Source organism: Lunatibacter salilacus (assembly GCF_009797935.1).
GTDB classification, from domain to species: Bacteria; Bacteroidota; Bacteroidia; order Cytophagales; family Cyclobacteriaceae; genus Lunatibacter; species Lunatibacter salilacus.
Window position 1 is genome coordinate 42,988 of the sequence record NZ_VOLC01000024.1, and the last position, 26,275, is coordinate 69,262.

At 41.2% G+C, this 26,275-nt stretch carries 22 protein-coding genes; 13 read left to right on the forward strand and 9 right to left on the reverse strand.

The features are described 5' to 3' along the window. The first annotated feature begins 2 nt into the window (after positions 1 to 2). Positions 3 to 341 carry a DUF4296 domain-containing protein gene (locus FQ608_RS24070; RefSeq protein ID WP_158861051.1) on the forward strand — a complete coding sequence of 113 codons (339 nt, stop codon included), beginning with the start codon at positions 3 to 5 and terminating at the stop codon, positions 339 to 341. Next, positions 342 to 2,738, forward strand: coding sequence for an endonuclease MutS2 (locus tag FQ608_RS24075; protein ID WP_158861052.1), 2,397 nt, complete (start codon positions 342 to 344; stop codon positions 2,736 to 2,738). 9 nt (positions 2,739 to 2,747) lie between these two features. Here the strand turns inward: FQ608_RS24075 and FQ608_RS24080 are convergent, their stop codons facing one another. Genes FQ608_RS24080 through FQ608_RS24110 form a run of 7 tightly spaced genes read right to left on the reverse strand, consistent with a single transcriptional unit; the run spans position 2,748 to position 8,864 of the window. Next, positions 2,748 to 3,182, reverse strand: coding sequence for a nuclear transport factor 2 family protein (locus FQ608_RS24080; RefSeq protein WP_158861053.1), 435 nt, complete (start codon positions 3,180 to 3,182; stop codon positions 2,748 to 2,750). 8 nt (positions 3,183 to 3,190) lie between these two features. After that, positions 3,191 to 3,694, reverse strand: coding sequence for a hypothetical protein (locus FQ608_RS24085; RefSeq protein WP_158861054.1), 504 nt, complete (start codon positions 3,692 to 3,694; stop codon positions 3,191 to 3,193). A gap of 47 nt (positions 3,695 to 3,741) precedes the next feature. Continuing rightward, positions 3,742 to 4,377 carry an ABC transporter ATP-binding protein gene (locus tag FQ608_RS24090; protein WP_158861055.1) on the reverse strand — a complete coding sequence of 212 codons (636 nt, stop codon included), beginning with the start codon at positions 4,375 to 4,377 and terminating at the stop codon, positions 3,742 to 3,744. Positions 4,378 to 4,379: 2 nt separating this feature from the next. Continuing rightward, positions 4,380 to 5,159: an acyl-ACP--UDP-N-acetylglucosamine O-acyltransferase gene (gene lpxA / locus FQ608_RS24095; RefSeq protein WP_158861056.1), complete on the reverse strand. Its 780-nt coding sequence runs from the start codon at positions 5,157 to 5,159 to the stop codon at positions 4,380 to 4,382. Further along, the gene (locus FQ608_RS24100; RefSeq protein ID WP_158861057.1) at positions 5,156 to 6,550 is read right to left on the reverse strand and encodes a bifunctional UDP-3-O-[3-hydroxymyristoyl] N-acetylglucosamine deacetylase/3-hydroxyacyl-ACP dehydratase; all 1,395 of its coding nucleotides are present in this window, start codon (positions 6,548 to 6,550) and stop codon (positions 5,156 to 5,158) included. The genes lpxA and FQ608_RS24100 overlap by 4 nt, the downstream gene beginning before the upstream one ends. 45 nt (positions 6,551 to 6,595) lie before the next feature. Then, positions 6,596 to 7,618, reverse strand: a complete 1,023-nt coding sequence (gene lpxD, locus FQ608_RS24105) for a UDP-3-O-(3-hydroxymyristoyl)glucosamine N-acyltransferase (protein WP_158861058.1) — start codon at positions 7,616 to 7,618, stop codon at positions 6,596 to 6,598. Between the two features lie 16 nt (positions 7,619 to 7,634). Beyond that, entirely contained in the window at positions 7,635 to 8,864 is a 1,230-nt protein-coding gene (locus FQ608_RS24110; protein WP_158861059.1) for an HD domain-containing protein, read from the reverse strand. 68 nt (positions 8,865 to 8,932) lie between these two features. Here FQ608_RS24110 and porX point away from each other — a divergent pair, with 68 nt between their 5' ends. The 3 genes from porX to FQ608_RS24125 are packed head-to-tail and all read left to right on the forward strand — an operon-like array spanning position 8,933 to position 12,138. Next, positions 8,933 to 10,489, forward strand: a complete 1,557-nt coding sequence (gene porX / locus FQ608_RS24115; RefSeq protein WP_158861060.1) for a T9SS response regulator signal transducer PorX — start codon at positions 8,933 to 8,935, stop codon at positions 10,487 to 10,489. Positions 10,490 to 10,493: 4 nt separating this feature from the next. Beyond that, a complete protein-coding gene (tsaE, locus tag FQ608_RS24120; protein ID WP_158861061.1) occupies positions 10,494 to 10,934 on the forward strand; it encodes a tRNA (adenosine(37)-N6)-threonylcarbamoyltransferase complex ATPase subunit type 1 TsaE in 441 nt (146 codons plus the stop codon). Further along, positions 10,918 to 12,138, forward strand: a complete 1,221-nt coding sequence (locus tag FQ608_RS24125) for an alanine dehydrogenase (protein ID WP_158861062.1) — start codon at positions 10,918 to 10,920, stop codon at positions 12,136 to 12,138. Before tsaE ends, FQ608_RS24125 begins: the two co-directional genes overlap by 17 nt. 18 nt (positions 12,139 to 12,156) lie before the next feature. Here the strand turns inward: FQ608_RS24125 and FQ608_RS24130 are convergent, their stop codons facing one another. After that, positions 12,157 to 12,621 carry a response regulator gene (locus tag FQ608_RS24130; RefSeq protein WP_158861063.1) on the reverse strand — a complete coding sequence of 155 codons (465 nt, stop codon included), beginning with the start codon at positions 12,619 to 12,621 and terminating at the stop codon, positions 12,157 to 12,159. A gap of 254 nt (positions 12,622 to 12,875) precedes the next feature. Between FQ608_RS24130 and FQ608_RS24135 the strand changes: the two genes are divergently transcribed. From FQ608_RS24135 to FQ608_RS24160, 6 genes are all read left to right on the forward strand, one after another. Continuing rightward, positions 12,876 to 13,985 (forward strand): ThiF family adenylyltransferase, encoded by a 1,110-nt coding sequence (locus tag FQ608_RS24135; protein ID WP_158861064.1) that lies wholly within the window; start codon positions 12,876 to 12,878, stop codon positions 13,983 to 13,985. Then, a complete protein-coding gene (locus FQ608_RS24140; RefSeq protein WP_158861065.1) occupies positions 13,975 to 14,676 on the forward strand; it encodes a hypothetical protein in 702 nt (233 codons plus the stop codon). The genes FQ608_RS24135 and FQ608_RS24140 overlap by 11 nt, the downstream gene beginning before the upstream one ends. Continuing rightward, positions 14,673 to 16,805, forward strand: a complete 2,133-nt coding sequence (locus FQ608_RS24145) for a 7TM diverse intracellular signaling domain-containing protein (RefSeq protein ID WP_158861066.1) — start codon at positions 14,673 to 14,675, stop codon at positions 16,803 to 16,805. The genes FQ608_RS24140 and FQ608_RS24145 overlap by 4 nt, the downstream gene beginning before the upstream one ends. A gap of 7 nt (positions 16,806 to 16,812) precedes the next feature. Next, positions 16,813 to 17,895 carry a hybrid sensor histidine kinase/response regulator gene (locus FQ608_RS24150; RefSeq protein WP_158861067.1) on the forward strand — a complete coding sequence of 361 codons (1,083 nt, stop codon included), beginning with the start codon at positions 16,813 to 16,815 and terminating at the stop codon, positions 17,893 to 17,895. A 123-nt stretch (positions 17,896 to 18,018) separates the two neighbouring features. Continuing rightward, positions 18,019 to 18,558 (forward strand): inorganic diphosphatase, encoded by a 540-nt coding sequence (locus tag FQ608_RS24155; RefSeq protein ID WP_158861068.1) that lies wholly within the window; start codon positions 18,019 to 18,021, stop codon positions 18,556 to 18,558. Continuing rightward, positions 18,530 to 19,693, forward strand: coding sequence for a porin (locus FQ608_RS24160; protein WP_234364369.1), 1,164 nt, complete (start codon positions 18,530 to 18,532; stop codon positions 19,691 to 19,693). The genes FQ608_RS24155 and FQ608_RS24160 overlap by 29 nt, the downstream gene beginning before the upstream one ends. Here the strand turns inward: FQ608_RS24160 and FQ608_RS24165 are convergent. After that, positions 19,690 to 22,320, reverse strand: a complete 2,631-nt coding sequence (locus FQ608_RS24165; RefSeq protein WP_158861069.1) for a valine--tRNA ligase — start codon at positions 22,318 to 22,320, stop codon at positions 19,690 to 19,692. The genes FQ608_RS24160 and FQ608_RS24165 overlap by 4 nt on opposite strands. Before the next feature lie 432 nt (positions 22,321 to 22,752). Here FQ608_RS24165 and FQ608_RS24170 point away from each other — a divergent pair, with 432 nt between their 5' ends. Continuing rightward, positions 22,753 to 23,859, forward strand: a complete 1,107-nt coding sequence (locus FQ608_RS24170) for a helix-turn-helix domain-containing protein (RefSeq protein ID WP_158861070.1) — start codon at positions 22,753 to 22,755, stop codon at positions 23,857 to 23,859. A gap of 282 nt (positions 23,860 to 24,141) precedes the next feature. Next, the gene (locus FQ608_RS24175; protein ID WP_234364370.1) at positions 24,142 to 26,229 is read left to right on the forward strand and encodes a glycoside hydrolase family 3 protein; all 2,088 of its coding nucleotides are present in this window, start codon (positions 24,142 to 24,144) and stop codon (positions 26,227 to 26,229) included. Positions 26,230 to 26,275: the final 46 nt, after the last annotated feature.

Genomic DNA, 26,275 nt, shown 5'->3' on the forward strand with positions numbered 1-26,275 from the left:
GAGTGAAATACATTTGTCTACTCTTCATTTGCGCGGGATTTTCCGGGGGATGTTCCTCCAACACCAAACCTCAAGGGCTTCTCTCTGAGGATAAAATGGTAGAAATACTCATCGATATCCACCTCACCGAGGGCTTCATTCAATCCCTTCCCATACCCTACGACTCTTCGAAAAGATTATATCCGGTACTGGAAAAAGAAATTTTCGAAAAACATGCGGTGCCTGACAGTGTTTACATCAACAGCCTACAATATTACCTGAGAGATGCCATATTTATGGAGCGTATATATGCCCGCACCATCGATTCCCTCTCAGTCATGGAAAAAAGAGCCGACCAATAGATGAAAATTTATCCTGCCAATCTGGAGCAAAAGATTAATTTTGATAAAATCAAAGACCTTATCAAGGAATCATGTACAAGTACCTTGGGGACCGATTTTGTCCAGAAAATCACCTTTTCCAAAGATATCCGGCTCATTCAGAGGTTATTGGATCAGACTGAGGAATTCCGCCAGTTGTTGGCATCGGGTGAAATGTTCCCCTCTTCCAACTTCATAAACATACATCCATACCTGGACAAGGCTCGAGTCGAAGGGACGTTTCTGTACGAAGATGAATTCCATGAAGTGAGGCTAGGATTGACCACCTTGGCGGGTTGTGTGGATTTCTTCAAATCCCATGAAGAGGAGTATCCGCATCTATTTGAATTGCTGGGTATGGTCAATGATGACCGCACGCTAATCCGTGCCATAGAGCGGGTCATGGACGAGAAAGGCAAAATAAAAAACAATGCCACCCCTGAGCTTAATATGATCAGGAACCAATTGATATATGAGGAGAATCGGTTGCGGAAAGTCCTGGAAGGTATATTCCGAACTGCCAAAGCACAGGGACTCACTCCGGATGACGCAGCTATTACTATTCGGGGTGGTCGTATGGTGATGCCTGTACTTGCGGAATATAAGCGACGTATCAAGGGGTTTATCCATGATGAATCAGCTACCGGGCAGACTGTCTTTATGGAACCTGCGGAGGTCCTGGACATCAATAATGAAATTAAGGACTTGATTTATATGGAGCGTAGGGAAATTCAGAAAATTCTCACCCTACTCACCGATACTTTACGAGGATTTATTCCTGATCTCAAAAGGGCCTTTCATTTTTTGGGATTGATAGACTTCATACGGGCAAAGGCCAAATTTGCGCTAAAAATAGGAGGAAATAAACCGATTATAGAAAAGCAAAAAATATTGAACTGGGAAAACGCCCGGCATCCCCTCTTGGAACTTTCGCTCAAACTACAGAAAAAACCTCTTGTCCCCATCAATGTTTCGCTGGATCACAACCGAAGGATATTGGTCATCTCCGGCCCAAATGCAGGTGGCAAATCTGTCACGCTGAAAACAGTGGCACTTTTGCAGTATATGTTTCAATGTGGGTTGCTCATACCTGTAGAGCCTTCATCCACCTGTTGTGTTTTTGACCAGTTTTTCATCGATATCGGGGATGAGCAAAACTTGGAAAATGACCTGAGTACATATAGTTCACATTTGATGAACATGAAATATTTCACCCTGCTTGCGAATAAACGGACCATTTTTTTTATTGATGAATTTGGGACGGGAACGGAACCGCAGTTTGGTGGGGCAATAGCGGAGGGTATCTTGATAGAGTTAAACAAGAGCGGAGCTTTCGGTATCGTGACCACCCACTATGGCAATCTCAAGCAATTGGCGTCCAAAAGCCATGGGTTGGTGAATGGTGCCATGCGCTATGATGTGGAGCATCTGGAGCCACTCTATCAGTTGGAAATCGGTAAGCCTGGCAGTTCATTTGCCTTTGAAATAGCCCGGAAAATCGGTATTTCAGACGAAATCATCCTTCATGCCAAAGCTCAAGTGGGGGAGACCCGCGTGAATTATGACAAACTGTTACTTAAGCTGGAAAGCGAAAAAAACAAATATCAGCAACTACTGGTAGAAAACGAGAAAAAGGAACATATTCTCTCCCGCCGCATGGAAGAATATAAGGATCTCAAGGCAATCTTAGATACTAAAAAGAAGGAAATAATAAATGAGGCGAAAATTCAGGCAAACGCCTTATTAGAAGAAACTAACAAGAAAATCGAAAACACCATACGGGAAATAAAGGAACACAAAGCCGACAAGGAGGCAACAAAACAACTCCGGAAATCTTTGGAATCACATAAGACTTCGATTCAGCCTGAAAAGAGAAAGGAAAAAAAAGTACAGGAAGTCAAGGTGATCGAGGGAGAGATTATGCCCGGAGATCACGTGAGGCTGAAAGATAACGGCACCATAGCTGAGGTAATTGCGATTCAACAAAAAACCGCCGAAATCAGTATCGGTGACCTGAAATCAAAAGTGAAAATTGAACGATTGGAGAAAATTTCAGCAACTGCCTTAAAGAAGGAAAAGAAAGCTATCCCAAGGTCCACCGGATACGACACCACCGGGAAAATGATGGATTTTTCCACCAATCTTGACCTTCGGGGGAAAAGAGGCGAGGAGATTCTTCCACTATTACAAAATTTCATAGACGAAGGTTATATGCTTGGCATGAAGGACCTTCGGGTTATCCATGGCAAAGGAGACGGCATCCTTCGTGACCTGACCCGCAACATGCTTCGCCATATGACTATGGTAAGGGGATTTGCCGATGAACATGTCGAAAGGGGAGGGGCAGGGGTAACCTTGGTGGCCCTAAAAGATAATTGATTAAACCAATTATCTTTTAAACGCTTGCCGGGCAAGGAGTTTCCAATTCTTCCCTTCTTTTTGCCATACCATCAGAACTCCTAGATTGACAGTAGCCGGTTCCGCTCCTTTGTTGTGGGTGTTTCCAGTGAGGTTGTGACGGACCAATGCGATCTTGCCCAGTACTTCCACAGTTTGGTCGGCTAAGTCAATGCTGGTAAAGTTATTATTGCCACTTGCCAGTGCGTATACAAAAGCATCTTGGTCTTCGACTACCCCGTTTGAGTGTCCATATGTTAGGTTCTTTGAGGAAATGGCAATTAGACTGGCCTCCTCTCCGCTAAGCATGGCCTCCTTAAGTTGTAATACAGCTTGTTCCACGGCTTCTTTACCCTTATTTTGGGCAGTTGCCATATGTATAGACGCAAAGGCGAGAAATCCGATTAATATGAGGTGTTTTGGCATGGGTTTGGTTAATTTTTTAATTTTAAATCGAAAACGTAATAGCCAACTAGTCCGCTGACCCTTCCGCTAACAGGAGCTGAAATGGTGAAGTCAAGTCTCAAATCGTTCATCGAATTGGGGCTTGGAGTGTTTGGGGAGAAGCTTATCGGCACATCGGAAGCGGCTTGTATCCCCACTAAGCGAAGAATGTCATTGTTTTCTCCCTCAATTGACCAAGTTCCTGACGGGTCAAAGAGCCCTGTACTTCCCGAAGTGCTGTAAGTCCTTCCCGCGGAAGAACTGGAACGGAAGGTAATCTCAAATTGAGAAAAGGTGGCTGTTTGGGAGGTGCCGTCTCTAGAAACAGAACCTCCGTTACTGACAGTCCACGTAAGTCCGCTACCTTCTCCGGCCAGTTTTTCTATGGCCAATTCGGTAGCTGTTTTTTGCGGACCATCATCATCGTCGTTGCCGCAAGAAAAAATTGATCCAGTAGCAATGGCTATAAAAAACAAAAGGAAGATTTTTTTCATAATTGCATAGGTAACAAGGCTGTAAAATTAATGTTTTTATCCAAATATCAAAGTATGCCTTTGGGCTTAAAATCTTCTACATTTAATTTTTGATCACAAAACGAATACTCCCTTTGATCATTGGATCCGATAATCAAGCTTTTTTTATTGCTGTATGTTTCGATAAGGTGGAGGTACCAAGCCACACCCTCTTCGTCAAGATTGGAAGTGGGTTCATCCAATAAAATTAATGGGGAATTGGATAAAAAACATATTCCAAGTTTAAGACGTTGTTTCATGCCGGAAGAAAAGTTAGAAATGCACTTTTCAGCCGATTTGTCCAGATACATGATGGATATAATTTCCGGGATGGAAAGGCCATTTGATACGGGTTTGAATTTAAAATGAAAGAAAAGGAATTCTTTCAGGGTAAATTCTTCAGGAAGCTCCAGATATGGTGCTGAAAAGGATATCAGTCTGAATTGTTCAGATTCAGGGATAGCTTTGTTGTCATATAAATAATTTACTTCTCCTTCAGACAAGGGTTGCTGTCCCGCGAGGCATTTTAGAAAAGTGGATTTACCCGAACCATTACTACCTGTGATGGCAATCTTTTCCCCCAAACCGAAAGATAAATTGAGATTTCTAAAAATCCACTCGTATTGAAAGCGCTTGCCGGCATTGTTAAGTTGTATCCGGAGCATGTTTATTGAATATATCCTTTCATAACTCCACGTTCTGAGGAGCGGATAAAATTCACAATTTCGTCTCTCTCCCTAGTGGCGGGTAGATTAACTTCAATTTCTTCTAGGGCACGGCTGTTATTCAGGCTGTGAAGGAACAGGTAGCGGTATACTTCTTGTATCTGATTGATGACTTCTCCTGAGAATCCCCTTCTGCGTAAACCAAGCGAGTTGACACCAGCATAGCTGAGAGGCTCCCTTGCCGCTTTGGTATAGGGGGGTACATCTTTTCTCACCAGAGAACCGCCTGAAATCATACTATGCATTCCGATTTTGACAAATTGATGGATGGCACTGCTTCCGCCGATGAAAGCCCATTCGTCTACCGTCACATGACCTGCTATCTGTACGGTGTTGGCTATGATGACATGGTTACCGATAATACAATCGTGGGCGATGTGCACATAGGCCATGACAAGGCATGAATTCCCTATTTTGGTCGTTTTTTTATCGACCGTACCCCTATTTACGGTAACACATTCCCTGATAGTCGTATGGTCTCCAATTTCCACAATTGAATCTTCTCCCTGGAATTTGAGGTCCTGAGGTATAGCAGAAATTACCGCACCGGGAAATATCTTACACCCCTTACCAATTCTTGCACCAGGATATATGGTGACATTCGAGCCGATCCACGTATCATCACCGATTTCCACATTTTCATGTAAGGTGGTGAAGGGTTCAATGGTAACATTATTTCCAAGGGTTGCTTCCGGGTGTATTTGGGATAATTTACTTATCATGCGTCTTTTCTTACTATACTGGCAGTCATCACTGCTTCACATACGAGGGTATTGCCTACGAAGGCCTCACCCTTCATTTTCGCAATACCTCTTCTAATTGGATTTAAAAGTTCACACTTAAAAATCAAAGTATCTCCGGGGAGTACCATTTTCCTGAATTTGCAATTCTCTATGCTCAGGAAATACGTCCAATAATTTTCAGGGTCTTCTACAGTGCTAAGCACCAAGATGCCTCCTGTTTGAGCCATTGCCTCTACTTGTAATACTCCAGGCATCACTGGATTGTTAGGGAAGTGCCCCAAAAAGAATGGCTCATTAATGGTAACATTCTTCACGCCAGCTACTACCGTATCATCCAGATAGATGATTTTGTCCAATAGTTGGAAAGGATATCTATGAGGTAAAATATTGCTTATTTGGTTAATATCAAGAACCGGAGGTAGCTTGGGATCGTAATAGGGAATATGCATTGGTCCTGCCTTTTCCATGATCCGTTTTATCTTTTTTGCAAACGCCACATTCGCTGCGTGTCCGGGTCGTGCGGCAAGAATCTGTGCCTTTAGTGGCCTTCCAACCAATGCTAAATCACCTATGACGTCCAAAAGTTTATGGCGGGCGGGTTCATTTTTGTAGCGTAGCTCCACGTTGTTCAGAATTCCTTCCTTTCTGACCTCCACTTTTGGCTTGTTGAACATTTTGGCCAAATGTACCAGCTCTTCATCTTTTACAGCCCTATCGACTACAACAATGGCATTATTGAGATCTCCTCCTCTGATGAGGTTTTGATTATAAAGCATTTCGAGTTCATGCAAAAAGCAGAAGGTGCGGCATGATGCGATTTCTGTTTTGAAATGACTGATGTCTGTAATTGAAGCATGTTGGCTTCCCAATACCGGAGAATTGTAGTCCACCATAACGGTGACCCGGAAGTCATCCAAGGGTAGGGCCGCCATTTCTACTTCCCTCTCAGTATCCCTGTAATGAATACTTTCTGGAATTTCAAAGAAACGGCGTAACGCATTCTGTTCTTCCAGCCCCGCTTCTTCCAAAATCTGTATGAATTGTATACTGCTGCCGTCCATGATCGGGGGCTCGGGCCCATTGAGTTGAATCAAGACATTGTCAATCTCCATTCCCACTAGGGCCGCTAATACATGCTCTACTGTAAAAACTCTTGCGCCTCCTTGTTCCAACGTCGTCCCGCGGGATACATCGACCACATTATCCACATCTGCATCCACTATCGGGTAACCCTCCAAATCCATGCGCTGGAATTTGTAACCATGGTTAGGTTTGGCAGGAACGAAGGTCATGGTGGCTTCCACACCGGTATGTAGGCCTACACCCGAAAGCGTTACCTGTTTTCCAATGGTATGTTGCTTTACTTTCATTAATAATTTTTACAAGACCTTAAAATTTTTTTTAACGGTACAAATTTATTGTTTTTTTTCCAGATCTTTTAATTTGTTTTGAAGTTGGGGTAATTTTTTAAATATTGCGTAAGATTTTAGAAAATCTTTAATGTCCATGCCAATGTAACCCAGGATGGTTTGACCAGATTTTTCGACTGATTTCATTATACCCGTACTTCCGGCCACAGTAGTGTGGTCGGCGATTGTGATATGCCCAACAATAGCGGTTCTACCTCCGAAAAGACAGTTTTTCCCAATTACCGCTGAGCCAGCTATGCCTGATTGGGAAGCTATTACAGTGTTTTCACCGATTACCACGTTATGGGCAATCTGCACCTGATTGTCAATTTTGACACCTCTTCCGATTCGTGTACTTCCCATGGTAGCGCAGTCAATAGTGCTGTTTGCGCCTATACTGACATAATCTTCAATAATTACATTACCCAACTGGGGAATGTTTTTGTAGGTTCCATTTTCCTGTGGTGCAAAACCAAACCCATCCCCCCCAATTACTGCTCCGGGGTGAAACTCGCAATGATTTCCGATTTTGGATTTTCTCATAATTTTGACTCCTGAATATAATATGCTGTTATCCCCGACGACTACATCGTCTCCAATATATACATGCGGGTAGATCTTTACATTTTTACCGATTATACAGTTTTTCCCAATATAGGAAAAAGCTCCCCGATATCCATCTTTTCCCATGGTGCTACTTTCGGCCATATACGAAGGCTCTTCGGTGCCAAGTAATAACTGTTTGTCGAAATTATCCACAAGTTCCAACAATTGCGTAAATCCGGTGTAGGCGTCTTTAACCCTGATTAAGGTTGGTGTAAAAGTCTTCGTGGGAGTAAAATTTTCCGAAACAATAACCGCCGTGGATGCTGTCTGGTATAAATAGGGTTCGTATTTCAAATTGGATAAAAAACTAATGCCGCCGGGCTGACCTTCCTGGATTTTGTCCAACCTGCTTACTTTTTGAAAACCATCCCCTTCTACCTCTCCATTTAAAAGTTGGGCTATTTGGCTAATGGTAAATTCCATGTATGATAAAGTTAATTTAATGTAAAGTTAAATTTTTAGCCCGACAAGCGTAGTGTTTTTTTACAATTTTACTCATGGCTTTGATATTGGGTAAATCTGCCGCTAGGGCGACATCGATCACTTCTCCCTTTTTTGTCAAGACGAATATATTTTTTTTTGCAGCATATGCATGGTTGCTTATGATTCCTGATGAAAAAAAATACGGCACATCCAATTCCGGAATACCGAACCTTTCTTGGATTTTTTGTTTCATTTTCATTATCTCCATTTCACCAAACGGTTCATTGGAAAGGGTGATTTTAAATAAATTTCGGGTAAGAAACATATCCGAAATGTTTCTAAGGACGTAGTCGCCTTTCTTTTTCCAAAGCTTCAATCCTCCCCAAATATCGAAATCATCCAATTCGGCAAAGTGATGAAGTACCTCCGGATTAGTTTCAAAGTCATCGAACAGAATATCATTTGACAGAAAGTATAGCAAGGATTCTGTTCCGGGTAAATCGGAGCCTGATTTTTGAAGGAATTTAGCCCTAAGAATCAAATTTATAAGCATTTTCTCGGCACTGACCGTAGTTTTATGCAAATATACCTGCCAGTACATCAACCTTCTAGCACTTAGGAAATTCTCAATGCTGTAGATCCCCTTTTCTTCTATCACCAACTGGTCATCTTTAACGTGCATCATCTTAATGATTCGGTCGGCACCGATAGTTCCTTCTGATACTCCCGTAAAAAAACAATCCCGCTGTAAATAATCCAACCGGTCGATATCAAGTTGACTGCTTACCAGCTGATGGAAAAATTTTCTTTCATAATTTCCGTTAAAAATCCTTAACGCAAGATCAAGTTGGCTGCCAAATTGCTTGTTTAGCTCGATGATAAATAACCTGGAAATGGATTCGTGGGAAATATTCTTCAGTAAACTGAATTCTAGGGCGTGGGAAAAGGGGCCGTGGCCGATGTCATGAAGTAAGATGGCTATTAGGGCGGATTCATACTCTCTGTCATCTATTTCTATACCTTTGTTTCTCAAGTGATCTAACGTCACACTCATCAGGTGCATGGCACCTATAGCATGATGAAAACGGGTGTGTAAAGCACCAGGATAGACATAATCCGTTAAACCTAATTGTTTGATTCTTCGTAATCGTTGGAAATAAGGGTGGTCAATGATCGCAAAAATCAATTCGCTAGGTATATTTATAAATCCATATACTGGATCATTTATTATTTTATGGCTTTTCACTGGCCTAGTAGGTTAGAGGTAAGCGATCAAAAGTAATTATTAATTTTAAAAGTATTAACTTTCAAGACATGCAAAAATTCAATATACTCTGGGCGGACGACGAAATAGATTTGTTAAAACCCCATATTTTATTTCTTCAGCAAAGAGGTTATGACGTTGTGACTGTCAACAGTGGGCTAGATGCAGTAGAAAAAGTCGAAGAACAAAACTTCGACATCGTTTTTTTGGACGAAATGATGCCCGGTATGACAGGTTTGGAAGCCCTGCAGCAAATCAAAATCCTCAAACCTCAGGTCCCTGTAGTGATGATCACCAAAAGTGAGGAAGAACATATCATGAATGATGCGATAGGTGCCAAGATAGCAGATTATCTCATTAAACCCATCAATCCCAATCAGATTTTATTATCCGTAAAGAAGATTCTACAGAATAAGCAGCTGATCAGTGAAAAGACTAATTTGTCCTATCAGCAGGACTTTAGGAATATCAGTATGGCGTACAATGATGCCATAGACCATGAGGAATGGACTGACATCTACAAAAAGCTTACATATTGGGAACTGGAAATCGACGAGACAGAAAATAAGAGTATGCAGGAAGTGCTGGAAACCCAAAAGGTAGAAGCTAATGCCAATTTTGCTAAATTTATCAAGGAAAACTACTTGGATTGGTTGAATGAGCCCAACATAAAGCGGCCTACTCTTTCACATCAGGTCATGAAGGAAATGGTTTTTCCTAAATTGACACCCGGTAAGCCTTTGTTTTTTGTGGTTATTGATAATTTAAGACTAGATCAGTGGGAAATAATTGAGCCTTTGCTGAGTGAGTATTTTGTTGTGGAGAAGGATGATACTTATTTCAGCATACTTCCCACCACAACGGCGTTCTCCAGAAATGCACTCTTCAGCGGAATGATGCCATCAGATATGGCTCGACTTCACCCGGATCTTTGGGAAGGAGAAGATACAGATGAGGGAAAAAACAACAAAGAAGAAGAATTTCTTCAGATCAACCTGAAAAAAAACAGGTTGAATATCAAGGCGAGTTATAATAAGATTCTTCAAGTAAATCAGGGAAAGGCAGTTTTGGAACAATTCTCGAACCTCTTAAAGAACGACCTTAATGTGTTAGTATATAATTTTGTGGACATGATGTCCCATGCACGTACCGACATGAAAATGATCCGTGAACTGGCTCCAAACGAATCGGCGTACAGATCTCTAACACATAGTTGGTTTTTGCATTCATCTCTTTTTGAGTTGTTTAAAAAAATAAGTGAGGCTGGTGCAGAAGTAATCGTAACTACAGATCACGGCACTAAAAGAGTAAACAAACCTTATAAGATCATTGGAGACAGAAATGTTACTACAAATTTAAGGTACAAACAAGGAAAAAACCTTAATTTTGAATCTGGAAAGGTTTTCGAGATCAGCAAGCCTGAGTTGGCAAAGTTGCCAAAATTCAATATTTCCACCAGTTATGTCTTTGCTGTTGAGGATTATTTCTTTGCTTACCCGAATAATTACAATTATTATGTCAACTATTATAAGGACACCTTTCAACATGGCGGGGTTTCTCTGGAGGAGATAATCGTTCCCATCATGCATATGATCCCTAAGAAGTAAAGCGTTGAAAAAAATCCGTTGCAATCATCTTGACCAAATTTCTGAATGTGCCAAGTTTGTCATAGATTTAAGCAGGCATTCTCCGGTTTGGGTTTTTCAAGGAGCTATGGGAGCTGGAAAAACGACACTAATAAAGGCAATAGCTTCCGAAATGGGGGTAGTGGATATAGTCCACAGTCCTACCTATGGGTTGGTAAACGAGTATGAAGATTTAAAAGGAAATTCATATTACCATTTTGATTTTTATCGGATTGAAGATCTTATGGAAGCGGTCGATATGGGGGTGGAGGAATATTTTGATAGCGGCAAGTATTGTTGGATCGAATGGCCCGAAAAAATTGAGGGTCTGTTGCCGGAAGAGTTTATGAAAATATCCATTCGCGAAGTGGACCGTGATATAAGAGAAATATGTATAATGAAACAAACCAATGGCGGTTCAAAGTGAATTTACGGAAATAGCCACGAAATCAACACCAATAACCAAGGAATCGCTGGCCAGGGTAAAGAAATCCAAGAATGCCATTTTGATAGGTATTCCCAAGGAGAATGGCGATCAGGAAAAAAGGGTTGTGCTCACTCCCGAGGCAGCTGGGTTGTTGGTCAACAATGGTCAGCGCGTCATCGTAGAATCTGAAGCCGGATCGGCATCAAAATTTACTGACCAACAGTACCTGGATGCCGGAGCTCAGGTGGTGTATTCCTCCAAGGAAGCCTTTGATGTAGAGGTGGTTTTAAAAGTGGAACCACCGACTATTGAAGAAATCACCTACATGCGCCAAGGTTCCTGCTTACTGTCCGCATTGCAGTTGGGGGATCAGAAGGCAGAATTTATCCATGGGTTGAACCAAAAAAAAATCACAGGAGTAGCGTTTGAGCATCTGGAAGACAAGGTTGGCGGCATGCCTGTTGTAAGGGCCATGAGCGAAATTGCCGGCAGTACCGTGATGCTCATTGCGGCTGAATACCTGAGCAGTGTCAGCAATGGGAAGGGGTTAGTTCTTGGCGGGGTAACGGGTGTTCCTCCCACGCAGGTGGTGATTATTGGGGCAGGAACAGTTGCGGAATATGCGGCGAGAACAGCTTTGGGACTAGGGGCGAATATCAAAATATTTGACAATCAATTGTATAAATTGCGCCGGACCAAACAGCTTCTGGGGCAACAGGTATTTACTTCTACAATAGATAATTTTACGCTTTCCCAAGCCCTAAAAGAAGCAGATGTAGTCATTGGAGCCCTTCGTGCAGAACGTGGACAGGCTAAGATGGTTGTTTCGGAAGAGATGGTTGCCCAAATGATGGAGGGGAGTATAATAATTGATGTAAGTATAGATCAAGGTGGCTGTGTGGAAACTATCGAACGGACTACGCATGACGATCCTATTTTCACCAAACACGGAGTTATTCACTACGGAGTGCCAAATATAGCCTCAAGGGTGTCACGGACAGCGTCTTTTTCATTCAGTAATATCTTCACTCCGATCATTCTTCAGATGGCGGATTTGGGAGGTGCTGAGGAAATGATTTTTAATTATAAATGGTTTATGAAAGGAGTGTATACCTATCGGGGAAGTTTGACCAATGCTAATTTGGCCAGAAAATTCATGATGCCACACAAGGAACTCCAGCTGCTTTTAGCCGCCAGATACTGATATGTTTTTAAAAAACGATTAGGACAATAAGTTCTGTCGAAGTAAAAATTCGAGCTGATCATTGGCTTTTATCAGGCTGTCTGTCAGTTGTTTGTTCTCCCTTCGAAGGGAATATACTTCGTAAGCATTTTTAACCACGGTGCGAAGATAGTCCTCTTCCCAAGGTTTTGTCAAGTAATGGTAAACTTTGCCCTTGTTGATGGCATCGATCACGGCTTGAACATCGGTATAACCTGTAAGTAAAATCCGCATAGGATCTGGATGTAGGGGAATGATTGATTTCAAAAAATCAACCCCATTCTCTTCAGGCATGCGCTGATCTGTAATGATGATATCAATTTCCTCATTCAATAATATTTCCCTCCCGTCTTTAGCCGATTCCGCTAAAAAAATCTTATAGTCCCTCCTAAATGTTGCCTTGAAGCCCTGAAGGTTATTTACCTCATCATCTACATACAAGACCCTGATCTTTTCTCTCTCCATGTGATAAATATCGTTATAAGCATTCAAATTATAAAGGACAAGATTCTAAAAATTGCTTGCTACCCACCGTTTTCATTAGATAATAATTTGGTAATGAAGATTATACTCAGCTTGAAGTTCCGAAGTTTATTTTAAAAATCATGAAAAAAATTGAATTTGTAAAAAAAAAAGGATAAATTTTTTCAAATCTCCCGATTTTCTGGATACAAAAATATAACTTTACTACTGTTATCACCCGTATTATTAGCACTAGCATGAACAACTCTGGAAGTGAGGATGAGTTATCACAAGAATATGTACCTATCATTTTGTCTCCTAGAAATCCTGCGGATATAAAGACCATCAAACAACTAAAGAAAAATGTGGCAGTGCTTGTATTCGATACAATTACAAGCCAGGTCGACGAACTTTCGAAAATAGACAACCCAACCATACAGATGGCCCCGGGACAATTGCTGGAAATGCGACAAAAATATTATTCTGAAAGACAATTGACTCCGGAAGAAGTTGGGAATTGGATATACTACCCTTGGAGAAAAACCCTGATTCGAATACTTGAGGAGGATGAATTTATCCGGTTAAGGACTTCTAGAAATAAATATAAGATAACTCATGAAGAGCAGGCTTTGCTTTCAAAGAAGAAAATTGGAGTGATAGGATTGTCAGTAGGACAAAGTGTCGCCGTTAGTTTAGCCATGGAGCGGTGTTTTGGAGAGCTTCGGATCGCTGATTTTGATACCCTAGATCTCAGTAATGTCAATAGAATACGTACAGGGTTATTTAATCTAGGGTTGAAAAAGACTACTATTGTTGCGAGGGAAATCTCCGAAATAGATCCTTATTTAAAAGTTACATTATTTAATGAGGGGATAAATGAGCAAAATATACATGATTTTTTTACCTTAGGAGGAGAAATTGACGTGTTGGTTGAGGAATGTGACAGTTTGGCCATAAAAATAGCAAGCAGAGTTAAAGCAAAAGCACTGCAGATCCCTGTGTTGATGGATACTAGTGACAGAGGAATGATGGATATTGAACGATTTGATTTGCAAAAAGACAGACCTATTTTTCATGGACTTTTGGAAGCGTTTGGAGATGAAAACCAGCTATTGTACCATCTACCCGAAAAGGCAAGAGAAATGATGATGAGCTTGTTGCAGTTTGAAAATCTATCCGACAGGGTAAAATACAGTTTTTCTGAAATTGGAAAATCCATTACTACTTGGCCGCAATTGGCATCATCGGTAATTATGGGTGGTGCGGCCTGCTGCCATTATTGCAGAATGATACTGTTAAAGCAACCGGTAGAATCAGGAAGGTTCTATATCGATTTGGAGTTATTAATCAATTCCCATGAAGGTTAGAGTAAGGATAGTCAGGGCCATTGATGATGTAGAGGCAACCGAAAAATATATCTATGGACATCATAAGGTATTGGAATCCTATGGCATTACCAAGGTAACTTCGGCTGACAGATCCTGGGCCCTCAACCCTCAAGTGTATTTGATTTTATTTGAATCCATGGATGATTTCCGGATACTTGGAGGTGGTAGGATCCAAATGAGAACAGAAAATTTCCCGTTGCCTTTTGAAACAGCTATCAAAGATATCGACCCCAAGATTATCTCCTATATGGCGGAATATAAAGATTTGGAGGTTGCTGAGTATTGCGGACTTTGGAACAGCAGGGAAGTGGCCGGTTATGGCATTGGCAGCATATACCTCGTTCGGGTCGGTATAGCCATTTTACCCCAATTGAAATTAAAAAAATTATTTGGACTTAGTTCACCAGTAACCCTCAGCATTTCTAAAAGTGTAGGATACGAGGTTATAACTTCTTTGGGAGATAACGGTTCTTTTTACTATCCGAAGGAAGGGCTTATTGCTACAGCACTTGAGATAGTGGACATCGAAAATCTTCCATTTGCAAATGAGACGGAGAGGGAGTATATTTTTGATCTTAGAAAAAAGATGAACTTTAATACTGTGGAAAGTGGACCCAGAGGAAAGATGGAATTGCAGTTTGAGTTAAAGATACCAAAGCCAAGCGAATGAAAAAAGATTATACAAATTTCAAAAATATGGGGGTAACCTTATTTTTGATCTTGATAGTTATTCTTCCAGTATTTTATTATCTAGGAGTTTTTGGAGGGTATGAAGGATTTAAATTTTCTACCTACGAATATTATATTGGCGATGAGGAGTTGGAGAAGGAGCCGTTTGACAGAAGTGTCTTTACATATAAAGATGAAGAAAAAATTAATTTGGGCGTGTTGGATATGCCCCTGTACGTAAGGGTAAGTTTGGACCAATACAGGGGAATTGTCTCCGAAAGCCCTTCCTACATCGAAGTGAACAGTCCCACTTTTAGGGAGGTTGAGTTTTTTAGAATTTCGAACGCAGGAGAAATGGTCTCTATCGAATCGGCAGGCACTCAATTTCCGAGGCCGGATAAACTCAAAAACCCCAACCCATATTTTAAAATTTTGGATTTCGACGGATTCACGAATGATATAGTATTTAAAGTCCGCTCAGAAGTTCCAATAGAATTCGACATAACCGTTTCTCCACAACAAACATTTTTTGAGAATTATACTAGGCGGATGGTAATCATCAGTGGCTATTTTGGCATTATGGTCGCATTGTTTTTGTATAATCTCATCCTATTTTTCTCAATAAAAGACAAAGTATATCTCTTTTACTGTTTTTATATTTTATTTATTGCACTTGCTCAACTGTCCCTTTCTGGCTATTCCTATTTTTTCCTCTGGCAAAATCCTTATCTTTACGAGGTTAGCATTATTGGATTTACTACGTTGTCCAGTTTTTTTGTAATTCCCTTTTTCCGGCTTTTCCTTAAAACATCCCAGTATTTCCCGAAATATGAGAAGTATCTCTACCTAATCGTTTTTATATATGTCATAGCGTTGATATTGAGATTGATGGGTTACGTGTCTGAGAGTTATTTCATCGTTGATATTAATGGATTGATACTTGTTGTTTCATTTATTTCCATAGCTTTTATAGTAGCGAAAAGAGGATATCGATCGGCTTATTTCTTTATGCTGGCTTGGAGTTTCCTATTGTTTGGATTGGTACTTTTTATCTTGAACAACCAAGGAGTTTTGGATTTGGGAGCCTATGCAAACTTGCCCTTGCTGGCTGGAACTGCCATTGAGGCACTCTTGCTTTCTTTTGCTTTGGCGGATAAAATAAATATCCTAAAAAAGGAAAAGGAAAAGGAGCAACATGACAAAGTAGAAGCACTTAAAGAAAATGAACGGCTTATTAAAGAACAGAATATATACCTTGAAGAAATGGTGACCTCCAGAACACGTGAATTGGAGCTTACCCTTAAAAACCTAAAAGACACGCAGACCCAACTTGTAAATCAAGAAAAAATGGCGTCTTTGGGTCAATTGACAGCCGGTATCGCCCATGAAATAAATAATCCCATAAATTTTGTGAGTGCCAATATTTCCCCTTTGAAACGGGATATCAAAGACATTCTTGAACTGATGGAACTTTACAGGGAAAAGGGCAGGTTGGAATTTTCAGAAAAAAGCAAGTCCGAAGTGAGTGACTTCGAAGATGACCTGGAACTGGACTATCTCCTTGATGAAGTCAACCAGTTGCTTTCCGGTATGGAAGACGGGGCCAAAAGAACAGTGGAAATTGTTAGGGGTCTGAAGCTTTTTTCAAGAATTGATGAGCAGGACGTCAAAGAAGTCGATATTCATGATGGATTGGACAGCACCTTGATTTTGCTAAACAGTTCTATGGGGGGTAGGGTCAATGTGAAAAAAGACTATGCAAATCTTCCTATGGTAGAATGTCTCGCTGGTAAAATAAATCAGGTTTTTATGAATATCATCAGTAATGCCGTTCACGCTATGCTGGATCATCCCGTAGAAGGCAAAAACCACGAACTAGGCCTTAAAACCTCCCAGGAGGGTGACAAAGTTATCATTCAGATTTCCGACAATGGACCAGGTATGCCGTCCCATGTTCGGGATAAAATCTTTGAGCCTTTCTTCACTACCAAACCAGTTGGTAAGGGGACGGGTTTGGGATTGTCGATCGTTTATACTATCATTGAAAACCATAAGGGGACTATACAAGTTGAATCAGAAACGAACGTAGGAACAAGTTTCATCTTAACCCTTCCTATAAACCAAAATTAATAAGGCAATGATCCGAAAAATCAATGTGCTATATATTGATGATGAAGATAACAATCTAAGCTCCTTTAAGGCAAGCCTTCGCAAAGATTTTAAAATTCATACCGCTTTAAATGCGGAGGAAGGGCTGCAAATGGTACAAGAGATTGAATTTGAGGTAGTCATTGCCGATCAGCGCATGCCCGGAATGACAGGTGTGGAGTTTTTCGAGAAGTTGGTAGTGGTAAATCCGAGACCTATCCGCATTTTACTAACGGGATACTCTGATATTGTAAGTGTAATTGATGCAATTAACAGAGGGGAAGTCTATCGATTTATAGACAAGCCTTGGAATTTGGAGCAAATAAAGAACGCGATCACCAACGCCGCTGAAATATATGATGCACGGAAAGAATTAAAAGTTAAAAATGACAGGTTACAAAAACTGCACTCTGAGATGAACCAGTTTGTTTATAGCCTTTCCCATGAGCTAAGGGGACCATTAATGAGCATCTCAGGTATCTCCAAGTTGGCGAAAATGGAACCCTTGGAACCATCTATCCTGGAATACTTTGAAATGATCGACTCCGCCACATTAAAATTGGATGATTTTATCTACAAAATGCTGGATTTTTACAGGTCAACTAAGATTGAGAATAAAATTGAACTTATTGATTTCAATTTGATTTTTGACCAGCAAATGGCCGAATATCAAAAAAAATGGAGTATGGATGATGTTGATTTTTCGGTTCATATTGAGGAGCATTTTCACTTCCACTCAGATGAGGCCAAAATCCGGGTGATTCTCAACAACCTTGTCGGGAATGCCTACAAATTTCAGAAAGAATCGGGATCAAAAAAAATAAAGGTAACTATTACAACCTTTAATGAACATGCGGAAATCACGGTGGTGGACAATGGAATAGGGATCGAAGAAAAACACCAAAAAGATGTGTTCAACCTTTTTCATAGAGCAACCCAAAGGAATGTAGGATCAGGCTTGGGATTATATATGGTAAAGGAATCCGTAGAACAAATGAACGGAACAGTAATCCTAAAATCTGAACAAGGAAATGGAACCAGTGTCCAAGTAGTTCTACCCGATTTGAAATAACTGGATATTGTTTAAGTGATTTTTTTCTTGCTTTCAGTTTTGCCAACTTTAAACTTCTTTTCTTTGTTCGCTGGTAAATAGGGCGTAATTTGCGCAAAAATTACTCCAAAAAAATTCTTTTTTATGATTAATCCTTGGCACGATGTAAGTATTGGCGAGCAGTCACCCGAATATGTCACGGGTGTAATAGAAATCCCCAAAGGTAGTAAGGGTAAATATGAACTGGATAAGAAAACCGGCATGCTGCTTTTGGATAGAGTGTTGTTTTCGGCCGTCCATTATCCCGCAAACTACGGGTTTATACCCCAAACCTTTTGCGAAGACCATGACCCCTTGGACATCCTTATCATTTCCCAGATTGACATCCCCTCGATGACGCTTGTAAAGGCAAAAGTCATAGGTGTGATGCGGATGATTGATGGCGGTGAAGCAGATGACAAAATTATCGCAGTGGCTGCGGATGACCAATCGGTCAACTATATAGACAATATCGATGAACTCCCTCCGCACCTGATGAAAGAAACGAGAAGATTTTTTGAAGATTACAAAAAACTTGAAAGCAAAGAAGTGAAAGTGGAAGACTTTTTGGGAAAGGAGGAAGCTACGAAAATCATCCTAGATGCTGTTAAACTCTATGACCGTACCTTCCGTACCATTAAATAATTTTACAAAACCCAACAGCATGTTGGGTTTTGCATTTCCCAGTTTCCAGCTAACCCCATTGGCAACGATTCGGTATTTTTTGGAGGTAAAGACTAATCTACTTATCGTAGGATTAATAATGTTTTCCTTAAGCCTGAAGGCACAGGAGACTGTCGACAAATTACAGGTTTCCGGATACATGGAAGCCTATTATTCCTTTGATGTTAGCAGGCCAGTTTCTCATGAGAGACCATCGTTTTTATATAACTTCAAGCGCCATAACGAATTTTCTTTCAACTTGGCACTCGTTCAGTTGGCATATAATTCCGGTAAAACAAGGGCTAATGTGGGCGCAATGGCCGGAACCTATGCCCAATACAACTTGGCAGATGAACCGGTGTGGGCACAGTTTGTCTATGAGGCATCCGTCGGTGTACAATTGATAGAGCAATTATGGCTGGATGTGGGGATCATGCCCTCTCATATTGGGTTTGAAAGTGCCGTGGGTATGGATTGCTGGCACCTTTCGAGAAGTCTTTTGGCCGAAAATTCCCCCTATTTCCTCACTGGGGCGAGGTTAACGTATGCGATTAATAACAAATTGGAGGCAACCTTATGGGTTACCAATGGCTGGCAAAACGTACAACGTACCCGGGGCCATGAATTGCCTTCATTGGGATTGGGTGTCCAATACAAACCCACTGACGACCTGATTCTGAACTATGCAAATTACTGGGGAAACGAATCGCCTCACCCCATCAATATGTACCGTTTTTTCAATAATTTCTATGTGCAAAAATACTCCGACTTGGTAAATATGACCATCGGAGCGGATTTTGGACTGGAACAACGGGTGTTTAGGCAAGGGTTTAACTACTGGTATGGTGTTACCCTTTCACTACAAAAACCTCTGTCTGATAAATTTACGCTTGCCGGAAGAGCGGAATATTATTCAGATACCAAAGGTGTAATCCTGGCTGACGCCATGCAAGTATCCGGATTATCCTTAAACCTGGATTACAACCTTACGGAGAAGGCTGTAATCCGGGTTGAAGGAAGGCAATTCATCAGTCCTGAACCTATTTTCCAACAGACCTCGGGATGGATGAACAGGGGGAATTTAGCAATCAATACTTCCTTGGCCGTACGATTTTAGCTTAATTTCTCAAGACTTTCTTCCAAGATCTTTAATTTGGATTCTGCATCTGCTTGCTTTTGCTGTTCTTTTTCCACAACATCGGCAGGAGCACTTGCTACAAAACGTTCATTTCCTAGTTTCTTCATTACAGATTGAAGAAAGCCTTTGGTATAGTTTATCTCCTGTACAAGATTCTCTTTTTCTTCAGCCACATTTATTTTTTCCGATATTGGGATAAAGCATTCGTCAGATTTAACAACGAAACTTACGGCCTGTTCCACCTGCTCCCCAAAGGAAACAGAAGATAGATTGGCAAGTTTCACCAATATCCCTTCAAAGGATTCATAAAGGTCAGTGCGTTTTGTTTTGACAGTAAGTGCTAATGCTTCTTTGGGTGAAATACCCTTTGAGGCTCTGATGTTTCTAACCTGGGAAATCACATCAAATATGTGTTGGGCATCTTCAATCACTTTATTTTCAAAGGAAGTCATTGTTGGCCATGCGGATACGATAAGAGCCTCCTTACTTTCCCGTTCCTTGATTTGATGCCACAGCTCCTCAGAGATAAATGGCATAAAAGGGTGTAAAATCTTCAAGATATTCTCAAAATAAACCAAGGTATGCTCGTAGGTTTCCCGGTCAATCGGAGCTTGATAGGCTGGCTTGATCATCTCAAGGTACCAAGAACAGAAATCGTCCCATACAAGTTTATAAGTACTCATAAGTGCGTCCGAAATTCTAAACTTCACGAAGTGGTCTTCGATTTCTGCCAGAGTCTGTTGAAATCTGTTGCCAAACCAGTGAATGGAGGCCTTGTTTTCATTAGGCATTTCGCTTTCACTGATTTCCCATCCGCTGATCAGTCGGTAGGCATTCCAGATTTTATTGCTGAAATTCCGGCCTTGTTCCACAAGTTTTTCATCAAAGGGCAGATCATTGCCCGCTGGTGAGCTGAATAGCATACCCGTCCGTACCCCGTCCGCTCCAAAGTTTTTGATAAGTTCAAGGGGGTCAGGAGAATTTCCCAGGGATTTGGACATCTTCCTACCTAACTTATCCCGAACTATACCGGTGAGGTAGACATTTTTAAATGGCTTTTCCCCGGTATATTCATAGCCGGCAATAATCATTCTGGCGACCCAGAAGAAGAGAATTTCAGGGGCAGTTACCAGATCGTTGGTCGGATAATAATAGCTGAGATCTTGATTTTTCTTACCTGTTTCGAAAAAATCAGCGTCAAAAACCGAAATAGGCCACAACCAGGAAGAAAACCATGTATCCAGCACGTCATCGTCCTGTCTTAAATCTTCTGCAGTGAACGTTGTGTCGAAGCTGGCATTGGCCAGTTTTACTGCTTCCTCCATGCTTTTCGCTACTACATATTCTCCGTTGGGGAGGTAATAGGCGGGAATTCGATGACCCCACCACAACTGTCTGGAAATACACCAATCCCTGACGTTTTCCATCCAGCTTCTATACATGTTTTTAAACTTGGGAGGGAACAGTTTGATGCTGTCATCCATTACAGCGGCCAAAGCAGGCTTAGTAATATCTGTCATCTGAAGAAACCATTGCATGGAAAGCCTGGGCTCTATGACTGCATCCGTTCTTTCTGAGTGACCCACATTGGAAGAATAGCTTTCCTCTTTGGCCAACTGGTTAGCCTCCTTCAGTAGTTTGGCAATTTTTTTACGGGCAACAAACCTGTCTTCTCCGACCAGTATTTGGGCTTTTTCGTTTAACGTCCCGTCATCGTTGAGAATATCGATAACTTCCAGCTTATGCCGGAGGCCAATTTCATAGTCATTGATGTCGTGGGCCGGTGTGATTTTTAGGCAACCTGTCCCAAATTCTCTGTCCACATAGTCGTCCTCAATAATTGGGATGGCTCTATTGATTAAAGGAATTAATGCTTTTTTGCCCTTTAAATGGCTGAATCTATCATCCTCGGGATGAATACAAATGGCCACATCGGCCATAATTGTTTCTGGCCGGGTGGTAGCGATCGTCAAGAATTCCTCGCTGTCTTCAATGGCATACTGGATATAATACAATTTGGAAGGGATTTCCTTGACGATTACTTCATCATCGGAAAGTGCTGTTCTCCCTTGGGGATCCCAATTCACCATACGTATACCCCTATAGATCTTTCCCTTGTTATGAAGATCAACAAAAACACTGATGACGGCGCGGCTCAGGTCTTCATCCATGGTGAATTTAGTTCTGTCCCAATCGCAGGATGCCCCTAACTTTTTTAGTTGCTCCAAGATGATCCCCCCGTATTTTTCCTTCCATTCCCAAGCATGGGATAAAAACTCCTCACGTGTCAGGCTTTTTTTGTCTATTCCCTTTTCTTTGAGCATGGCCACCACTTTAGCTTCTGTGGCAATGGATGCATGATCTGTCCCGGGCACCCAGCAGGCATTTTTTCCTTCCATTCTTGCCTTACGAATCAGGATGTCCTGAATGGTGTTGTTCAGCATATGCCCCATATGAAGTACCCCGGTGACATTAGGTGGAGGGATTACGATGGAAAATGGTTCTTTGTTATGATCTACCTTTGACTGGAATAACTGATGATCCATCCAGTATTGGTACCATTTTGATTCAGAAGTACTTGGGTTATATTTAGATGCTAAAGACATACGTGTTAGATTGCTTGAACCGCAAAATTAACATAATTATTTTTTAACAATCGAAATTCCCTGTGATTAAGCGATAAAAACGGGACCTTTACAAATCAACACATCAATGCGCAAGATTTGGAAACTACTGAGTGAAGGGTGGATTTAAGATGAGCTCGCAAAATTGAGCTTAAATATGAAATTTTCAAGGGTTTAGAATTTCTACCCCTTGGCGTATTTGCTGTTTTTGAACCTTGCTAGTGCGTTGCTGTTTATGATCGGATTGCCAGACACCTTACCTGTAACATGCTTTGCTCTTTATCATATTTTTGAATCAAACACCAGAGATGTATTCGTCGAGGAGGTAGAAGTGATCAAATCGGATTAGATAAAGGGGGCGGTGTATTATGAAAATCGTTACTTTTGGAACAAGAAGCATAACTATATTGTAAGGTGTATGAGATAGTCACAATTGTCGGGGTGGTTCAGTCCCTCTTTGGAATGGTTATTTTTTTAACCAAAAGACCTACCCATACCAGTTTTTTATTTTTATCGGCATGGTTTGCCGTGATTGCAATTTTCTTAGGCTCTTTTCTTTTGCCTTTTGAAGTTGTGGACTACTTTAAACCCGGCATATTCCCAATGTTATTTCTTTTGGGTCCCTTACTTTATTTTTATGTAAGTTCTCTTACAGTGGAGGATTTCAAACCAAATTTCAAGCATCTATTTCATCTAATACCAATGGCTGTTATATCCATTCACCGTTCTACCACGTCGGTGGTTCCAATAATGAGTGCGTCGGAAGATCCACTTTTTATTTACAATAAAGTGTATTACTTTTTATTTGTTCTCAGCCTAATTTTTTATTGGTTTATAAGTCTTATACTTATCCTTAAGTTCCGCAAGAAGATCCCCCTACACTTCTCCAATTATACCCGAAACAACTCACTTACCTGGCTCCTTTTTGTCTTAACATTTTTCCTTTTATTCTTCATGGTTGATTTTGTGCGGCAATTTATTCGAATCGCATGGGACATTGAACTAGCAAGTTTTTCCCTGCTTCCTTTAAATCTGGCAGCATTTGTATTTATCATGATATTTTTTGGGATCAATCAATCGGTTATTTATCGGCCAATGAATCGAAAATTGGAGTCCGATATTCAGGATGAGAATACGGAGAGTTCAGAACCCAAATATAACCGCTCCGCCATCCAGGAAGATGAAGTAAAAGTCTTGAATGAAGATATTGTCACCTATTTAAGAAATAAAAAACCATACCTTAACCCCGATTTTAATCTTGATATGATGGCAGCGGACTTGGAAATTTCAAGACATAAGTTGTCGCAATTGATAAATACCGGACAGAATAAGAATTTTCACAGGCTTATTAACGAATATCGGATTAAAGAAGTGAAAGAAAAGATTGTAGACCCGACTTACGGACATTTTTCAGTGTTGGGGATTGCTTTCGAATGTGGTTTCAATTCTAAATCGGCCTTCAACAGAATATTCAAGGAAGAAACGGGATTAACTCCAAGTGAGTACAAGAGAACCGTTTGATCCCCATAATCCGAAAACCTTCCAGGTTTCGTTGATAATCAGCTAGGTAGTCAAATTACATGGGTGAAACTTGGAAGGTTTTTCTTCAAAATAATCACCTGGTTACAGGAAAGTACTGCGGATTTCAGGAACTGTTTGATCCATAAAGTGGTGCCAATTTATCAGTTGGGACATCGATGTAAGTTATTTCCTATAGATTTGAATATGACTTTTCAACAAGAGGAAAAGTTGAGAGGTCCCTCTTTTGGCATCACCAAATAATTTATCTTATAAACTCATAATATGAAGAAATCAGATTTCCCCTTACTTCCAAAGCAATTAAAATGGTCTGTTTTTATGCTGGATAAAGTAACAATGATTCTCCCCGTCATTTTATTGGTGGCTGCCATCTATTCTTGCGGAGAACAAAACAGTTATGAACAACCTGAGTTGGGCTACCGGTCAGCTGAACTTATGGAGATAGATGGATTACAGTTTAAGGACCTGAACAAAAATGGTCAGCTCGATAGGTATGAGGATTGGAGAATCACACCCGAGGAAAGAAGTGAAGACTTGCTTTCCCAGATGTCGTTAGAGCAGAAAGCAGGCTTTATGATGATCAACTCCCTCAGTATGCTTGGTAGCAGAAAAGCGGAAGCCTCCGGAGGTCAATTCGTGGCAAGTGACCTCGAAGAAGGACAAGTAAAGGAAGACCGATCTGAACAGGCCAACCGGCCAAATTTTATCGGCGGGATGAACACGGTGACGAGTTCATCGCAGATGGTAAAGGAATTTAATAACAGACATTTCATTCTCAGGTCCAATGAAAGTGCACGGATTATATCCGAATGGAATAATAAGCTTCAGGAACTTTGCGAAAGTGAGCCCCTAGGGATCCCGGCAATTATCACTTCCAATCCCCGAAACCATATTACTTCCAACGCCTCCGTGGGAACAGCTTTGGATGCTACAATTTTTACGGCTTGGCCTGGTGAACTGGGCCTTTCGGCTACTCGGGACCTTTCTCTGATAAGGGATTTTGCCGATTTTTCCCGTCAGGAGTGGCATGCTGCTGGCATCAGAAAGGGGTATATGTATATGGCTGATTTGGCCACGGAACCCAGGTGGTCAAGAGTAAATGGCACGTTTGGTGAAGATCCCGAGTGGGTTGCTGAAATTATCAAGGAGATTGTTCTTGGCTTTCAGGGTGAAAAATTGGGCCCGACATCCATTGCTTTGACTATGAAGCATTTTCCGGGCGGTGGATCGGGTAAAGGCGGCCAAGACTCCCACTTTGATTGGGGTAAGGAGCAAGTGTTTCCGGGAGGCAGGTTTTATGAAAATTTATTACCGTTCCGGGCTGCGATAGATGTTGGAGCTTCCGCCATTATGCCCTACTATTCCATGCCCGTAGGCACCGAATTTGAGGAAGTGGGGTATGCGTACAACAAAGGTGCACTTACGGATTTGCTTCGTGGTGACTTGGGTTTCAAGGGGATCATAAATACAGACACCGGACCACTTACACGCATGGTTTGGGGAGTAGAGGACCTCAGCCTTTCAGAAAGGTATAAAAAGGCAGTTGAGGCGGGGTCGAATATTATCTCCGGGGTTTCGAATCCCGCAGATCTTATTGAAGTCGTTAATAATGGCATGTTAGCCATGGACCACATAGATAATTCAGTGATGCTTCTTCTAAAAGAAAAGTTTGCACTGGGATTATTTGAAAACCCCTACAGTGATCCGGATGTGTCAGAGAAGCTGGTAGGTGGAGAGGACTTTCGCGAAAAAGCGGCCCTTGCGTTAAGGAAGTCCATCGTTTTATTGAGAAATGAAAATAGTGCCCTTCCTCTAAAGCCAAGTACAAAGGTTTACTTTGAAACCCTCAAAGCACCAGGTAGGGGAGAACAGGCGAGCCAGCGAAAAGTTTTGACAGAAAACGACGCCAACTATAATTTGGTATTTGTGGACTCTCCATCAGATGCTGATATTGCCATACAGTGGGTGATTCCTTCCAGCTCCCTTTTTAATTCTGAGGGGGCGCCCATATCCATTTCCCTTTCGAAATCTTCAATAAACGTTGACCAAATAAATGAGATAGCTGCAAGTGTGCCCACCATTTTAGTAGTAGACTATACGAATCCTTGGGTAATTGATGAGGTTTTTAACGATGCCGAGAAGGGTAATATAAAGGGTGTTCTTGCGACCTTTGGCACTACACCTGAGGCTTTGCTCGATGTGCTCACGGGAAAATTTAATCCACAGGGTAAAATGCCGTTTTCGACTCCTGTTTCCGATCAGGCGGTGGAAAACAATTTGGAAGATGTCCCCGGTTACCTGGAAGGAGATGGCTATGCCTTGTTTAATTATAGGGAAGGGTTGAGTTATTAGATCGAAGAAAATAGTCAATTAAATTATCCGATTGACTTTAGAAAGC

Excerpts from the sequence above, each read along its gene's own strand:
- FQ608_RS24090 (WP_158861055.1), bottom strand. The coding sequence starts at position 4,377 with ATGCTCCGGATACAACTTAACAATGCCGGCAAGCGCTTTCAATACGAG.
- FQ608_RS24135 (WP_158861064.1), top strand. The coding sequence starts at position 12,876 with ATGAACAACTCTGGAAGTGAGGATGAGTTATCACAAGAATATGTACCT.
- FQ608_RS24100 (WP_158861057.1), bottom strand. The coding sequence starts at position 6,550 with ATGAAAGTAAAGCAACATACCATTGGAAAACAGGTAACGCTTTCGGGT.
- FQ608_RS24125 (WP_158861062.1), top strand. The coding sequence starts at position 10,918 with ATGGCGGTTCAAAGTGAATTTACGGAAATAGCCACGAAATCAACACCA.
- FQ608_RS24080 (WP_158861053.1), bottom strand. The coding sequence starts at position 3,182 with ATGCCAAAACACCTCATATTAATCGGATTTCTCGCCTTTGCGTCTATA.
- FQ608_RS24155 (WP_158861068.1), top strand. The coding sequence starts at position 18,019 with ATGATTAATCCTTGGCACGATGTAAGTATTGGCGAGCAGTCACCCGAA.
- FQ608_RS24130 (WP_158861063.1), bottom strand. The coding sequence starts at position 12,621 with ATGGAGAGAGAAAAGATCAGGGTCTTGTATGTAGATGATGAGGTAAAT.
- lpxD (WP_158861058.1), bottom strand. The coding sequence starts at position 7,618 with ATGGAATTTACCATTAGCCAAATAGCCCAACTTTTAAATGGAGAGGTA.
- FQ608_RS24145 (WP_158861066.1), top strand. The coding sequence starts at position 14,673 with ATGAAAAAAGATTATACAAATTTCAAAAATATGGGGGTAACCTTATTT.
- FQ608_RS24150 (WP_158861067.1), top strand. The coding sequence starts at position 16,813 with ATGATCCGAAAAATCAATGTGCTATATATTGATGATGAAGATAACAAT.
- FQ608_RS24175 (WP_234364370.1), top strand. The coding sequence starts at position 24,142 with ATGAAGAAATCAGATTTCCCCTTACTTCCAAAGCAATTAAAATGGTCT.
- FQ608_RS24140 (WP_158861065.1), top strand. The coding sequence starts at position 13,975 with ATGAAGGTTAGAGTAAGGATAGTCAGGGCCATTGATGATGTAGAGGCA.
- FQ608_RS24160 (WP_234364369.1), top strand. The coding sequence starts at position 18,530 with ATGACCGTACCTTCCGTACCATTAAATAATTTTACAAAACCCAACAGC.
- FQ608_RS24085 (WP_158861054.1), bottom strand. The coding sequence starts at position 3,694 with ATGAAAAAAATCTTCCTTTTGTTTTTTATAGCCATTGCTACTGGATCA.
- lpxA (WP_158861056.1), bottom strand. The coding sequence starts at position 5,159 with ATGATAAGTAAATTATCCCAAATACACCCGGAAGCAACCCTTGGAAAT.
- FQ608_RS24075 (WP_158861052.1), top strand. The coding sequence starts at position 342 with ATGAAAATTTATCCTGCCAATCTGGAGCAAAAGATTAATTTTGATAAA.
- FQ608_RS24165 (WP_158861069.1), bottom strand. The coding sequence starts at position 22,320 with ATGTCTTTAGCATCTAAATATAACCCAAGTACTTCTGAATCAAAATGG.
- porX (WP_158861060.1), top strand. The coding sequence starts at position 8,933 with ATGCAAAAATTCAATATACTCTGGGCGGACGACGAAATAGATTTGTTA.